The organism is Comamonas testosteroni ATCC 11996, assembly GCF_000241525.1.
Lineage (GTDB): Bacteria > Pseudomonadota > Gammaproteobacteria > Burkholderiales > Burkholderiaceae_C > Comamonas > Comamonas testosteroni.
In genome coordinates this window covers 147728-161651 of record NZ_AHIL01000011.1, presented here as the reverse complement: position 1 = coordinate 161651, position 13924 = coordinate 147728, and the positions used below count along the sequence as shown (strand labels likewise).

The window sequence follows — 13924 nt, the reverse complement described above, 5'->3', positions numbered from 1 at the left end:
GAGATGCAAGACCCCAGGAACGGGCTGATCCAGCCCGTGGCAATGAGTAGCCCGTAGAGAGAGATCGAGAGCAATGCAGGACAAGAGAGTGGAGTGGAATCGTCGTCAATTCATGACTGCTGGCGCAGTTGTGGCCGCCGGGAACTGGACCGGCGCCAGTTATGCCCAGGATTCGAGCGGGCCCATTGTGCTTGGGCAGTCCTGCGCGCTGAGCGGCCCTTCAGTGCAGCTGGGTATGCAGTTTGTGCAGGGCGCCAAGCTGTACTTCGATCAGCTCAATGCTCAGGGCGGCATCGGCCGCCGCCAGGTGGAGCTGCGCACGCTGGACGACGGTTACGAACCCGAGCGCTGCGTGGCCAATACCCGGAAGTTCATTGCCGACGATGTAATGGCCTTGTTCGGCTATCTGGGAACGCCCACCAGCATGGCCGCACTGCCTTTGCTGCAGAAAGCCAAGCTGCCACTGATTGCTCCACTGACGGGGGGCGCCGGCCTGCGCGACCCCAAGCTGGCGCAGACGGTCTTCAATCTGCGTGCCTCCTATGCCGACGAGACCGCGCTCATGGTCAGGCAACTGGTCTCCCTTGGCCTTCAGAAGATCGCGGTGTTTCACCAGAACGATGCCTATGGCCAGTCCGGTCTCGAGGGTGTGACGCAGGCGCTGCAAGGCCATGGCCTCAAGCCCGTGGGTTCTGCGACGGTTGAGCGAAACTCTCAGGATGTGGCCAAAGCGGTCAGGACTCTGGTGCCGCTGGGCGCCGATGTCATCGTGCAGGTCGGCACCTATGCGGCTAGCGCTGCCTTTGTGCGTGCGGCCCGCCAGGCTGGCTATGGTGGGCAGTTCTACAACGTCTCCTTCGTGGGCACCTCGGCACTGGCCCAGGCCTTGGGCAAGGAGGCCGAGGGGGTGGTGGTCACTCAGGTCGTGCCATCGCCGTTCAAGACCTCGCATCCGCTGGCACGCGAGTTTCAGGCTGCCCTGCAGAAAAGCGGTGCGTCGCTGCAGCCCGATTACTCGAGCATGGAGGGTTATCTGGCCGCACGTGTCGTGGGCGAGGCGCTGAAATCTGCCGCTGCCGCCGGCCGTCTGAATCGCGAAGGACTAGTGGCGGCGCTGGAGGCCATGAACGGTCAGCAGGTGGCGGGTTTTCCCATCGCCTTCCGCCCACAGGCCGGCAAGCCGCGTTTTGTCGAGCTGTCCATGCTCACAGGCGACGGCAAGGTCCGCGTGTGAGGCTTAGAGGCGTGCAGGGCGCAGGCTCTCTCGCTTTGGGCCATCATGGCATCTTTGCCATTGATGACCCCAAGGAGAGAGCGCATGGCCCTGCTGCCCGAACTTCAAGCAAGCGCCCCTGACATTGCCGCGCTGCGTCGCGATATCCACGCCCACCCCGAGCTGTGTTTTGAGGAAATACGGACCTCGGATCTGGTCGCGGCGAAGCTGGAGCAATGGGGCATAGCGATCCATCGCGGTCTGGGCAAGACCGGTGTGGTGGGCATCATCCATGGCCGCGACGGCGGCAAGAGCGGCCGTGCCATCGGCCTGCGTGCCGATATGGATGCCCTGCCCATGCAGGAGTTCAACACCTTTGACCATGCCAGCCGCCATGCGGGCAAGATGCATGCCTGCGGTCACGACGGCCACACGGCCATGCTGCTGGCGGCGGCGCAATATCTGGCCGCGCATCGCGACAGCTTCGAGGGTACGGTCTACACCATCTTCCAGCCAGCCGAGGAAGGTGGTGGCGGCGCCCGCGAGATGGTCAACGACGGATTGTTCAGGCAGTTCCCCATGCAGGCCGTGTTTGGCATGCACAACTGGCCGGGCATGAAGGCCGGAACGATGGCCGTGGGGGCCGGGCCTGCCATGGCATCCAGCAACGAATTCAGGATCGTGGTGCGCGGCAAGGGCGGCCACGCGGCCATGCCGCATATGGTGGTGGATCCGGTACCCGTGGCGGCCCAGCTCATCATGGCTTTCCAGACTATCGTCAGCCGTAACGTCAAGCCCATTGAGGCGGGCGTGGTGTCGGTCACCATGGTCCATGCCGGCGAGGCTACCAACGTCGTGCCGGACAGCGTGGAGCTGCAGGGCACGGTGCGTACCTTCACGCTGGAGGTGCTGGACCTCATCGAGCAGCGCATGCAGCAGATCAGCGAGGCCGTCTGTGCAGCTCATGGCACGCAATGCACGTTCGAGTTCGTGCGCAACTACCCGCCCACCATCAACACGGCCCCCGAGGCCGAATTTGCCCAGGCCGTGATGCGCGAGATTCTGGGCGATGCCGGTGTGGTGCCGCAAGAGCCGTCCATGGGGGCCGAGGACTTTGCATTCATGCTGCTGGAAAAGCCCGGCGCCTACTGCTTTATCGCCAACGGCGATGGTGATCACCGTGCCCTGGGGCATGGCGGTGGTCCCTGCACCTTGCACAACCCCAGCTACGACTTCAACGATGCGCTGATTCCGCTGGGCGCGACTTTCTGGGTCAAGCTGGCCCAGCGCTGGCTGGACCAGCCTACGCGCGCTTGAAGGCTTGGGTCCTGGGTGGAAGATTTCTTTCACGCCAGACCTCGGGCGGGCAGCCAAAGAGCGAGCTGAACCAGCGTGTGAAGGCACTGTGGCTGTTGTAGCCCAACATGGAGGCGATCTGGCCCACGGGGTAGTCAGGGTTGCGCACATAGCGCTGGGCAAGATCCGAGCGAACCTCCTGCAGCAGGTTGGTAAAGCTCAGGCCTTCACTGTCAAGCTCGCGCTGCAGGGTCCGTACGCTGCGCCCCAGACCTTGGGCCACGCAGATGCAGGTGGCATTTCCCGACGGCAGCATGAGGTAGATGGCCTTGCGCACCTGCTGGCCGATGGAGGCCTGACGGTCCTGCTGCGTGGTGTCCACCATCGTCTTGGCATAGCGCACCAGAACCGGGTCGGCCAAGGGGTTAGGAGCATCCAGGTCCTCGGTGCGAAACACAATGCCGTTGAAGTCGGCATCAAACTCCACGCGGCAACGAAACATCTGCTTGTGCAGGCTGGTGTCGCCGGGCGCGGGGTGGCTGAAGCAGACGCGCTGCGGGCGCCATTGCTCATGCAGCAGCAGATTGCAGGTGCGAAACAGCACGCCGATTGCCAGCTCCATGGATTGCGGAAGCGCCTCCGGCAGGGTGAGCTCTTCGCGCAATACCACGACGCCATTGGCGTCGTCCATATGAATCACCAGCGACTCATTGAGCATGTGCACATGCTCGATCAGCGTACTCAGCACCTTGCGCAAGGTGGGCTGGTGCAGCAACAAAAGGCTGACGACACCGAAGTTTGAAACCTGCCGCGATTGGGCCATGCGCAGGCCGAAGTTTTCGCAACCAGTGATGCTTGCAGCTTCTTCCAGCAAGCGCCCGGCCGTCAGCGCATCAATCAGCTGGTCCTGTTCGCGCACCACGGCGGGTCGTAGCCCCGCGCGACGCAATGCCGCATCAGGGTCTCCACCCAGCTCGCTGAAGAGTTCCGAGAAATTTGTAAGAGATGCCGCGCGCACAAAAGTGACCATGACTGCTCCATGCATAGAGGCGTGGAAATTCTGGCATGAGATGCATAAGGTGCGGCATGAAATGCACAACCTATGTGACACAGGTTTTCTACAGTGGACTTACCGGGCGGCAGTGACCTGCAACAAGCCTGGGTTCAAAAAAAGGTAGGAGACAGTTATGCAGATAAACCCTCTGACCTGTGCCATAGGCGCGGAGTTGGTCGATGTGCAACTGGCGGATGCGCTGCACGATGACGGGCTTTTCGCAGAGATAAAGGCGGCCTTGCTCAAGTACAAGGTACTGTTTTTGCGTCGCCAGAGTATCAGTCGCGCCGAGCATGTCGGTTTTGCCCGGCGCTTTGGCGAGCTGGAGGATCACCCGGTGGTCGGCAGCGACCCCGAGCATCCCGGCCTGGTGCAGATCTACAAGACGCCGGACAAGCCGCTGGACCGGTATGAAAACTCCTGGCATTGCGATGCCACCTGGCGCGAGGTGCCGCCCATGGGCTGTGTGCTGCGCTGCGTCGAATGTCCGCCGGTTGGCGGCGACACCATGTGGGCCAATATGGCGCTGGCTTACGAGATGCTTCCATCGCACATCAAGGACGTGATAGCCCCGCTGCGGGCACGCCACAGCATTGAGTGCACCTTTGGCGCTGCCATGCCTGCGGAAAAGCGTCTGGCCCTCAAGGCGCAGTTTCCGGATGCGGAGCACCCGGTGGTGCGCACACACCCGGAAACCGGTGAAAAAGTGCTGTTTGTCAGCGGCTTCACCACTCATTTCACGAACTTCCACACGCCCGCCAATGTGCGTGTGGGCCAGGACTTCACCCAGGGCTCATCCAGTCTGCTGCAGTTCTTGATCAGCCAGGCCGCGATCCCCGAGTACCAGGTCCGCTGGCGCTGGGAGCCCGGCAGCATCGCCATCTGGGACAACCGGGCGACACAGCATTACGCGGTGATGGACTACCCGCCCAGCTATCGAAAGATGGAGCGCGCGGGAATCATTGGCACACCGACTTTTTGAGCATCGGAAGACGCCCGTGGCAAGGCGCAGAACCTGACCGAGCGGTGCGACGCAAGCACAGCTGTACGCAAGGCTCTGAGCGCGGGCATGGCATTCATATAACAACGGAGACACCATCATGAATTTCCTCGACGGTCACCTGGTTGCCGAAAATCAGCAGCCTCTCATCATCACTGCAGCTCCTTATGCGCCTTCGTGGCTGCCTGAGGACTTCCCCGGCGAAATTCCCGTCACGATGGAAGAGCAGATTCAAAAAGCCGTGGACTGCTACAACGCCGGTGCCCAGGTGCTGCACCTGCATGTGCGTGAGCTCGACGGTCGCGGCAGCAAGCGGCTTTCCAAGTTCAACGAGTTGATTGCCGGCGTGCGTGCCCGCGTCCCGGACATGATCATTCAGGTGGGTGGGTCGATCAGTTTTGCACCCGAAACCGATGGCGCGGCCGCCAAATGGCTGTCTGACGATACCCGCCACATGTTGGCCGAGCTGGACCCCAAGCCCGATCAGGTGACGGTGACCATCAATACCTCGCAGATGAACATTTTGGAGCAGTTCGATGCGCGGGATATCCAGGGCACTTCGATGGAGGACCCTGCGGTGTTCAATGCCTACAAGGAAATGACCGTTCCAGCACAGCCAGGCTGGGCCGAAGAACATATACGCCGCCTGAGTGCGGCCGGCATTCAGAGTGCTTTCCAGTGCTACAACATCAACAGCTTCGAGTCGGTTGAGCGGCTGATGCGTCGCGGCATCTACAAAGGTCCGCTGGTGCTGAACTGGGTGGCCATCGGCGGCGGCATGGACCAGCCAAGCGTCTACAGCCTGGCCAATTTTGTGCGCGCCGTGCCCGACGGTGCGGTGCTCACGGTAGAGGCCTCGGTGCTGAACGTGCTGCCCATCAATCTCATGGGCATTGCCATGGGCCTGCATGTGCGCTGCGGCACCGAAGACAATCTCTGGAATCAAACCCGAACCCGAAAAATGGGTACGGTGGAGCAGATCGAGCAACTGGTGCGCATTGCCAAGGAATGCAGCCGCCCTATCGCCACTCCTGCCCAGGCGCGCGAGATCTGCCAGATCGGCGTGTTCTACGACACGGTGGAGGAGAGCCTGGCAAGGAACGGCTTTGCTCCGAATCGCAACGGTGCTCAGCAGGGTTTTCTGCGCAAAGTCGCCTGAGGTCAAAGGAGCGCACGATGCAACGCATTCCCGTTCTTTTATCCATGGCTCTGGCTGCTGCTTTGCCGCTTGGCAGCGCCCTCGCGTTTACCGACAAGCCTGTCAAGCTTATTGTTCCTGCCCCGCCCGGTGGCACGATCGATGTGTTTGCGCGCATCATCAGCGATCAGCTGGCGCATGAGCTCAAGCAGCCAGTGGTGGTCGAAAACCGCCCCGGTGCCGGCGGTGCCATGGCGGTGAAATACATGCTGTCCCAGCCCTCAGACGGCAATACCCTGTTGGTGACGGTGACCAATATCCTGACCGAGGTTCCTCATGTGCTCAAGGGGGGCTTTGATGCCATGAAGGATGTCAGACCCGTCTCGCAGATGGCACGCTCCGTCATGGTGTTCATTGCTTCGCCTCAGTTCCCGGCCAAGGATGCCAAGGAGGCCATTGCCTATATCAAGGCCCATCCGGGTCAGCTGTCCTTTGCCTCCTACAGCCAGGGGACGGCATCGCAATACGCAGGGGCGATCCTGAATCAGAAGGCCGGCCTGGATATGCAGCATGTGCCATTTCCAGGCTCTGCACCAGCATTGGCACAAATCATGGGCAATCAGATTCCGCTGATGTTCGATGGCTCCGTTACCACCAAACCGCTGGTTCCCAGCGGCAAGGTCAAGTTGCTGGCCGTTGCTTACAAGAGCCGACTGCCCGATTTTCCCAATGTGCCGACGATGGCCGAGGTCGGTTATCCGGAGCTTGATTTCAGCAACTGGGCGGGTGTGTTTGCTTCGGCAAAGACGCCGCAGCCGTTGCTGGAGAAGATCAATGCCACGCTGCAGAAGGTCAACGCCAGCCAGGCGGTGCAGGCCCGCTATCTGTCCACCGGCTTCGAGCCCATCAAGCAGGAGCGCACTCTGGAGCAGCTGTCTACCGATCTGCAGGCCGAATACCAGCGCAACGGTGAGATCGTCAGGAATTTCGGCATCAAGCTGAACTGAATCGGCTCGTCAATCGGTCCGGACATGTCTGCGACTGAGGACGCACGGGCTTTTGCTTTGCAGCGCTTGCTGCATCTTGCTGTGAACAATAGAGACAGGAGCATTTCATGACTCAGGCCATTCGCTTTTACGAGACTGGCGGTCCAGAAGTTCTGCGACTGGAAAACGTTGCCGTGGGAGACCCCGGCCCAGGCCAGGCGCGTGTGCGGCATAGCTATATCGCGCTCAACTTCATTGATGTGTACTTCCGCTCCGGGCGTTACCCGCTGGCCTTGCCCAACGGACTGGGCTCGGATGCCGTCGGCGTGGTCGAGGCCGTCGGATCAGGTGTGACGGATATCCGGGTGGGTGACCGCGTTGGCTATCTGATCGGTCCGCAAGGCGCTTATGCACAGGCGCGTGTGATGCCTGCAGAAGTGCTGATTCCGCTGCCCGACGGAATTTCAGACCGTGCTGCAGCCACGCTCATGATGAAAGGCATGACGGCCCAGTATCTGTTCCGTCAGGTCTATCCGCTGCAGGGCGGTGAAACAATTCTCTACCACGCAGCTGCCGGAGGCGTAGGTCTGATTGCCTGTCAGTGGGCCCGCGCCATGGGGGTCAACATGATTGGTACGGTCAGCACGGATGAGAAGGCCGAACTGGCCAGAGCGAACGGATGCGCGCACACCATCGTGACTTCGCGCGAAAACATCGTCGAGCGAGTGAAGGAAATCACGGCAGGCAAGGGCGTTTCCGTGGTCTTTGATTCGGTAGGCAAGGACACACTGATGGATTCGCTCGATTGCCTACAGCCGCGTGGCTCGCTGGTCAGCAACGGAACTTCTTCCGGCTCCGTGGTGGTGGACTCATCGCTGCTGGCCGCCAAAGGCTCGATCTGGATGACCCGGCCGGCCATGATGCATTACATCCAGCCCCGCTCACATATGCTGGAGATGGCTGCAGAGCTGTTCGAGCACGTGCTGGCAGGGCGCATTGTGAGCGAGCCGCAGCAGGAGTTTGCATTGGCCGAGGCGGCACAAGCCCATCGCGCATTGGAAGCTCGCAAGACCGTGGGGGCCACGGTACTCGTGCCATGAGCTGCAGGGTGCAAATGTTGGGCGCTTAAAGCCATTGCGAAGATCTGTGCCGGCTCCTTTGTCAAGGCGCCGGCTTTTTTCTGTCTGACATTGGCCATGCGGCGGGGCGACATTCCTAGGGATTTCACCTTGGGCAGATGGCACCAAATAAGCAATGAATGGCATCAACTGCACAAGAGCTGCAGCCTTCCTTTTCTAGAGTGACTTCGCGGATCAAGACCGCGAATTCATAACGAAAAGGAGACATGACATGCCACGTATTCCACGCTATATCTGGAGTTTTTTTGCCCTGTCCGCAAGCAGTCTGGCCAGCGCTCAGTCATCTGTGACGCTGTTCGGTGTCATGGATGCAGGCGTCAGCCGCTACATGGTGCGCAGCAATTCCTGGGATGGCTCCGGTCGCACGGCCAGCCAAGGTCTCTGGGCGCTGTCACCATCGGGTAATCTGGCCAGCCGTCTGGGTGTTCGTGCCGTTGAAGATCTGGGTGCTGGAATGTCTGCCAGTATGTGGCTGGAAGCGCCTGTGACCAACGACACGGGCGGCGGCGCGCTGAACTTTGGGCGACGCTCGACCGTCAGCCTGGCGGGCAATTGGGGCGAGCTGCGCCTTGGGCGCGATCACACGCCGTCGTTTCTGAATGACTGGGCTTTTGATCCCTATTCCGTCAACGGCGTGGGCGTCAATTTGCTGGCGGTGGTCAGCAGCAACCTGGCCATCAACCGTGCACTGAGTACGCAGAGCAGCGGCACGCTGCTCGAGCGCTTGCTGGGAAACGGTTTGTCGGCAGGTACGGACAATTATCTGCGCGCCAACAATTCCATCGGCTACCACCTGCCGACAGGGCTGGGTGGACTTTATGGTCAGCTGATGTATGCCTTCCCGGAAAATGATGCCAGGCGCGGCCGCTATGCGGGAGGCCGCATAGGCTGGGCCAATGGCCCCACCGATATTGCGCTGGGATATGGCGAAAGCATGCTGGGCACTTTCAACGGCCGCAAGGAAACCATCAAGTCCCTGAACCTGGGAGGCTCGTACAACTTCGGTCCGGTCCGCGTGTTGGGCGAGTGGTCGCAAGTGCGCAATGCGCGCAGCGATGTGCGGGCCACAGACCGCTATGACGGGCTTCTGGCTGGTGTGCAAATCCCTGTCGGACTGCATCAGTTCAGGGCGTCGGTGGCCAGGGTGCAATTCAAAAATGGGCAGGGAACTGGCGACGCATCGGTGAACAAGCTGGCCTTGGGTTATGTGCATAACCTCTCCAAACGTACGGCGCTCTACACCACGGTGTCACGTATCAGCGTGAGCAATGGACACAGCAATCCTGCGGTGATGGGTGTGACGCCGCTGGCCGTCAGCAGCCCGGTCATCATGCCGCAGCCGGCCTATAGCAGCAGCCCCGACATGCAGCCGCGCAGTGCGCTGGGCTTTGATCTGGGTCTGCGCATGATGTTCTGAAGGCTGCCCGTTGGGCGAATCACGAAGAGGCGGATTGGAGGGCTAGCGTGCCACAAAGGGCTGCTCGCATGCAGGCGTCTCGGTACTTTGTGAAATAAAAAGAACGGTCGTTCTAATTTGACGTTTTTTTGGCTACACTGACCTCGACTATTAAAGCCCAGGAGACCTTTCATGTCCGATCTCAACGCCCGGTTCGAAGAAACCGTCAAGAATTCCACCTCACTCGGCGAGCGTCCTGACAACGCCACCTTGCTCAGGATCTATGCCTTGTACAAGCAGGCCACCGAAGGCGACAACGAAGCCAAGAAGCCCAGCTTCACCGACATGGTGGCGCGCGCCAAGTGGGATGCCTGGGCCAAGCTGGAAGGTACGACGTCGGATGAAGCCAAGCAGCAGTACATCGATCTCATCGAGTCGCTGCGCTGATCTGCTCCCCCCTGATTGCCGACACGGCCCCGGATTCCGGGGCCTTGTCGTTTCAATTCAGACCACATCACACTGCGCTAAAGACGGGGGCTGGTGCACCCTCAAAGGAGTATTGAGGAAGCGCCGCCCCGTTCCCTTGGGGGACGCGGCAGGGCTGCTCAGAGGGTCTCAGTACCGGTTCGAAAAATTGGCACTGATGCGCTGGCGCAGGTATTCCGCTCCCGTGATGGGCGGATATTTCTGGGCCGGCCCTTCGATCACCGCATCCTCATTGGCCTGGCAGAAGAAGGCCAGGCTGTAGCGTGCGCCCTGGTACTCATGGGGCTGGGGGTTGCGCACGCGGTGGAAGTTGCTGGGCAACTGGTCGTCGCTCCAGCGCATCAGCATGTCGCCGATATTGCAGGTGATGACGCCATCCACGGGCTTCACGGGCGTCCATTGCTGGGCATCTGCCTCCTTGCCAGGCAGCACCTGTAGCCCACCCTGGCCGGCGCGCTGGAACAACAGCGTCAGGCAGTCGAAGTCCGTATGTGCGCCTGCACGCCACAGGCCGATTTCGTCCTTGAGAGCAGGGTCCACGGCAAAGTAATGCAGCATGCGCAGCGTACTCTGGTAGCTGGGCACGGCGGGGTCATGTGCGCGGGTGAAGAACTCCTCATCAAAGCCCAGCTTGTAGGCAAAGCAGGACAGCAACTGCATGCCCACCTGCCAGCACTGGTGCTCGAAGGCCAGCGTGGCCTGCTGGAATCCCGGCAGCTCCTGCTCGCTGGGCCACAGACCCTGCATGCGGGGACGCGTGACCTGATAGGACTCCTTTTGGTCGGGGGTGCGCGTGGAGGGGCGGATCTGCGCCTTGTGCTCCCAGCCTGCGTTGCGCGATAGCGGCCATTGCGCCTTGGTTTCGGGCGGCAGGGCAAACAGCTGTTCGGCCCTGCCGAATGCAGCGTCGATATCGGCCTGGGCTATGCCGTGGCCGGACACCTGGAAGAAGCCGATTTCCACCGAAGCGCTCCAGATCTGCTCGGCAATCTCCTGCTTGCGCTGCTCGAAGTCGCTGATGTCTATGACGCGAACTTCGCGCGCCGAAGTTTCTGCGCCTTGCCCGCCCATACGGGCCTCCTTGTCCAGCTCGCCAAGGCTGTAAGAGTGGCTGTTCGTGGTTTGCATAGGAATTTCTCTTGCAATGACTTCAGGCGCCGGTGTTGCCTCTGCGGCTTGGTGTGGCGGGCATCTGAAGTGTGGATACCAGGCGCGGCTGTGTGCCGCACCCACTTCAAGAGCAATGACCCGCGAAGCTGCTGACCGACAAGGGCCAGAGCACCGTGCTGAACGCTTCTACTCTTGATTTGAGTGCAGCAAACAGCGTGCCAGTCATTTACCAGGGAACGCGCACTCTTGGTTTTGGTGCATGGCTTCAAACTGGTGCACTGGCGTGCATGAATCCATGCATGCGCGGCTCGGACGTGCACCTTGTTGATACCGCTGCAAGCGGTAAGCAAAAGCAGGCACGCCAATTGCTAGAAGGTTGAACGAGTAGAAGCGTTCAGCCTGCCTCTGTGTGCAGTGCCCGGAAATTGCTCAAGTCCTGCCAGTGGCTGCCGCCGCCGGCAATCCTGTCGCCAGAGACCTGAGAGTTCCTTCATGCAACGTCGCCAATTTCTTGCTGCTTTGCCTTTGTGCAGTGCGCCCTGGGTGCATGCCCAGGGAAAGTCGCTGACACCTCTGAAATTCACGCTGGATTTCCGCGTCAACGGCCAGACCGCACCGTTTTTTCTGGCCCAGCAAAACGGCTACTACCGCGATGAGGGGCTGGATGTGAGTCTGGACGTAGGGTCGGGCTCGGTGGCTTCGATTACTCGTATCGCCAGCGGTGCCTACCAGCTCGGACTGGGTGATATCAGTTCGCTGATCGAGTTCAATGCGCAGAACACCGGCACGCCGCGCGTGCAGGCCGTCTACCAGTACTACAACCGCGCGCCGTTTGTGATCATCGGACGCAAGGACAGAGGCATCACGCCGGACTTCGCAAGCCTTAGGGGCAAGAAGGTGGCAGCAGCGGCGGTGGAGTCCACGCGCCGTGCCTGGCCCATGGTGGCGCGGCGCAAGAACCTGCCCGCCGACCTTTTCGCCTGGTCGACGACGGAGTTCTCGGCACGCGACAACGTCATGGTGCGTGGCGATGTGGATGCCGCCACCTATTTCCATGACTCGGCGGTATCTCTGTTTGCGCGCCTCAAGCCCGAGGGGCTTTCCATACTGCGCTATAGCGATGCCGGCGTTCATCTGTATGGCAATGCGATCCTGGCGTCCAGCCAGCTGATCGCCGAGAAGCCGCAGGTCGTAGCCGCTTTCCTGCGCGCCACCAACCGTGCGATTGTGGAATGCCTTGCCAACCCCGCAGCAGGCATTGCCGCCGTGCGCCAGCGTGAGCCGATTCTCGATGAGAGGCTGGAGCTGGAGCGCTGGTCCATCACCGCGCAGTACGTGGCTGCGGCAGACACGAAAAGCCATGGACTGGGCGACTTCAGCAAGCGTTTGATGGAGCAGCAGCTAGACAGCGTGGTGCAGACCTTTGCGCTCAAGACCACGCCGTCTGCCGACGCACTGTTCAACAGCAGCATGCTGCCCGCCAGGTCGGCGCGCATGCTCAAGGCCTGAGGAGGAAGCCTCCATGTCTCTGCCTCAAGCCCAGACATTGAACGACAGCGATGGCCGCTATCTGCGTGAAGCCATTGCGCTTGCCGATATGGCGCGCGAGCGCGGCAACCGTCCGTTTGGCTCACTGATCGTGGCGGCCGACGGACGCGTGCTGGCCCGGGCCAGCAATGCCAACGGCGAAAGCGGCGATTGCACGGCCCATGCCGAGCTGTCCGCCATCCGCCTGGCCAGCCCCCTGCATTCACGCGATGAACTGACGCGCGCCACGCTGTATTCCTCGGCCGAGCCCTGCGTGATGTGCGCTGGTGCCATCTTCTGGTCCGCCATCGGCCGCGTGGTCTATGGCATCGATGCCGAGCGGCTGCGCGTGTTCCGTGGCGAGCGGCTCGATCAGAAGGATGCAGAGCTGTCCTGCCGCGATGTGTTTCAGGCCGCGTCGCACGCCATCGAATGCATTGGGCCGGCCTTGATCGAAGAGGCCAGCAGTTCGCACCAGGGCGCCTGGAAGGTCTGAGCCCCGGCACGCATTCAACCGCAATTCATTGACATAGAGAGAGGGAAGCCACCATGCAAACCAAGCGCCTGTTTCTGCAATCCGTTCTGGCCCTGGGCAGCTTTGCCAGCGCCACGGCAGCCTTTGCCGCAACGCCTATCAAATTTCAGCTCGACTGGCGTTTTGAAGGACCTGCGGCGCTATTTCTGCAGCCAGTCGCCAAGGGCTATTTCCAGGCTGCGGGGCTCAATGTGACGGTGGATGCCGGCAGCGGCTCGGGCGGCGCCATCCAGCGCGTGGCATCGGGCTCCTACGACATGGGCTTTGCCGATCTGGCCGCGCTCATGGAGTTTCATGCCAACAACCCCGAAGTCAAGGACAAGCCCGTGGCCGTGATGATGGTCTACAACAACACGCCGGCCTCGGTCATGGCGCTCAAGAAGAGCGCCATCGCCAAGCCGGCGGACCTGACGGGCAAGAAGCTGGGAGCGCCGGTCTTTGATGCAGGCCGACGCGGCTTTCCGTTGTTTGCCAAGGCCAACAAGGTCGGCGATGTGCAATGGACCACAATGGATCCGCCGCTGCGCGAGACCATGCTGGTGCGCGGCGATATCGATGCCATCACGGGCTTTACCTTTACCTCGCTGCTGAACCTGGAGGCGCGCGGCGTCAAGGCCGCCGATGTGACGGTCATGCCGTTCGCCGACAACGGCGTCAAGCTCTATGGCAACGCCATCATCGCCAGCGCCAAGCTGGTGCGCGAGAACCCCGAAGCCGTGCGTTCCTTCCTCAAGGCCTTCAGCAAGGGCGCCAAGGAGGTCATGGCCAATCCCGGCAGTGCCATCGCCTATGTGAAGGAGCGCGACGGCATCGTCAACTCGGCGCTCGAGACCCGTCGTCTGCAGCTGGCGATCGACACGGTGATCAACACCGCCGATGCGCGCGGCGAGGGCTTTGGCCAGGTCAGCCCCACACGCATGGCACTGATGGCTTCCCAGATCTCGGACGTCTATGCGACCAAGACACGCGTGAACCCCGAGACGCTCTGGAATGGCCGCTTCCTGCCGCCCGTCGCGGATCTGGACGTCTTCCCTAAAAAGTAAT

At 61.2% G+C, this 13924-nt stretch carries 14 protein-coding genes; 12 read left to right on the top strand and 2 right to left on the bottom strand.

All coding sequences use genetic code 11. The features are described from left to right. Positions 1-73: 73 nt before the first annotated feature. Together CTATCC11996_RS04750 and CTATCC11996_RS04745 are read left to right on the top strand one after the other, a co-directional pair. The gene (locus tag CTATCC11996_RS04750) at positions 74-1234 is read left to right on the top strand and encodes an ABC transporter substrate-binding protein (protein ID WP_003073682.1); all 1161 of its coding nucleotides are present in this window, start codon (positions 74-76) and stop codon (positions 1232-1234) included. Positions 1235-1318: 84 nt separating this feature from the next. Next, on the top strand, positions 1319-2530 hold the full coding sequence (locus CTATCC11996_RS04745) for a M20 aminoacylase family protein (RefSeq protein WP_003073680.1): 1212 nt from the start codon (positions 1319-1321) through the stop codon (positions 2528-2530). Here the strand turns inward: CTATCC11996_RS04745 and CTATCC11996_RS04740 are convergent. Next, a complete protein-coding gene (locus tag CTATCC11996_RS04740; protein ID WP_003073679.1) occupies positions 2517-3539 on the bottom strand; it encodes an AraC family transcriptional regulator in 1023 nt (340 codons plus the stop codon). The genes CTATCC11996_RS04745 and CTATCC11996_RS04740 overlap by 14 nt on opposite strands. A gap of 157 nt (positions 3540-3696) precedes the next feature. On the opposite strand from CTATCC11996_RS04740, the gene CTATCC11996_RS04735 reads away from it, so the two are divergent. The 6 genes from CTATCC11996_RS04735 to CTATCC11996_RS04710 all read left to right on the top strand — a co-directional run bounded on the left by CTATCC11996_RS04735 (position 3697) and on the right by CTATCC11996_RS04710 (position 9669). Then, complete coding sequence (locus tag CTATCC11996_RS04735; RefSeq protein ID WP_003073677.1) at positions 3697-4545, top strand: TauD/TfdA dioxygenase family protein; 849 nt, start codon at positions 3697-3699, stop codon at positions 4543-4545. A 118-nt stretch (positions 4546-4663) separates the two neighbouring features. After that, on the top strand, positions 4664-5722 hold the full coding sequence (locus CTATCC11996_RS04730) for a beta-keto acid cleavage family enzyme (RefSeq protein ID WP_003073674.1): 1059 nt from the start codon (positions 4664-4666) through the stop codon (positions 5720-5722). Positions 5723-5739: 17 nt separating this feature from the next. Continuing rightward, entirely contained in the window at positions 5740-6708 is a 969-nt protein-coding gene (locus CTATCC11996_RS04725) for a Bug family tripartite tricarboxylate transporter substrate binding protein (protein WP_003073672.1), read from the top strand. A gap of 107 nt (positions 6709-6815) precedes the next feature. Next, entirely contained in the window at positions 6816-7787 is a 972-nt protein-coding gene (locus CTATCC11996_RS04720) for a quinone oxidoreductase family protein (RefSeq protein ID WP_003073670.1), read from the top strand. Between the two features lie 250 nt (positions 7788-8037). Further along, positions 8038-9243 (top strand): porin, encoded by a 1206-nt coding sequence (locus tag CTATCC11996_RS04715; protein ID WP_003073668.1) that lies wholly within the window; start codon positions 8038-8040, stop codon positions 9241-9243. Positions 9244-9414: 171 nt separating this feature from the next. Then, entirely contained in the window at positions 9415-9669 is a 255-nt protein-coding gene (locus CTATCC11996_RS04710; RefSeq protein ID WP_003073666.1) for an acyl-CoA-binding protein, read from the top strand. Between the two features lie 168 nt (positions 9670-9837). Here CTATCC11996_RS04710 and CTATCC11996_RS04705 read toward each other — a convergent pair whose 3' ends face one another. Beyond that, positions 9838-10836 (bottom strand): isopenicillin N synthase family dioxygenase, encoded by a 999-nt coding sequence (locus CTATCC11996_RS04705; RefSeq protein WP_003073665.1) that lies wholly within the window; start codon positions 10834-10836, stop codon positions 9838-9840. A gap of 155 nt (positions 10837-10991) precedes the next feature. Between CTATCC11996_RS04705 and CTATCC11996_RS26090 the strand changes: the two genes are divergently transcribed. From CTATCC11996_RS26090 to CTATCC11996_RS04690, 4 genes are all read left to right on the top strand, one after another. After that, positions 10992-11198, top strand: a complete 207-nt coding sequence (locus CTATCC11996_RS26090) for a hypothetical protein (RefSeq protein WP_147282734.1) — start codon at positions 10992-10994, stop codon at positions 11196-11198. Between the two features lie 112 nt (positions 11199-11310). Then, positions 11311-12327, top strand: a complete 1017-nt coding sequence (locus CTATCC11996_RS04700) for an ABC transporter substrate-binding protein (RefSeq protein ID WP_003073663.1) — start codon at positions 11311-11313, stop codon at positions 12325-12327. A gap of 13 nt (positions 12328-12340) precedes the next feature. Further along, on the top strand, positions 12341-12841 hold the full coding sequence (locus tag CTATCC11996_RS04695; protein ID WP_003073661.1) for a nucleoside deaminase: 501 nt from the start codon (positions 12341-12343) through the stop codon (positions 12839-12841). Positions 12842-12894: 53 nt separating this feature from the next. Next, positions 12895-13923 (top strand): ABC transporter substrate-binding protein, encoded by a 1029-nt coding sequence (locus CTATCC11996_RS04690; RefSeq protein WP_003073659.1) that lies wholly within the window; start codon positions 12895-12897, stop codon positions 13921-13923. Position 13924 lies beyond the last annotated feature (1 nt).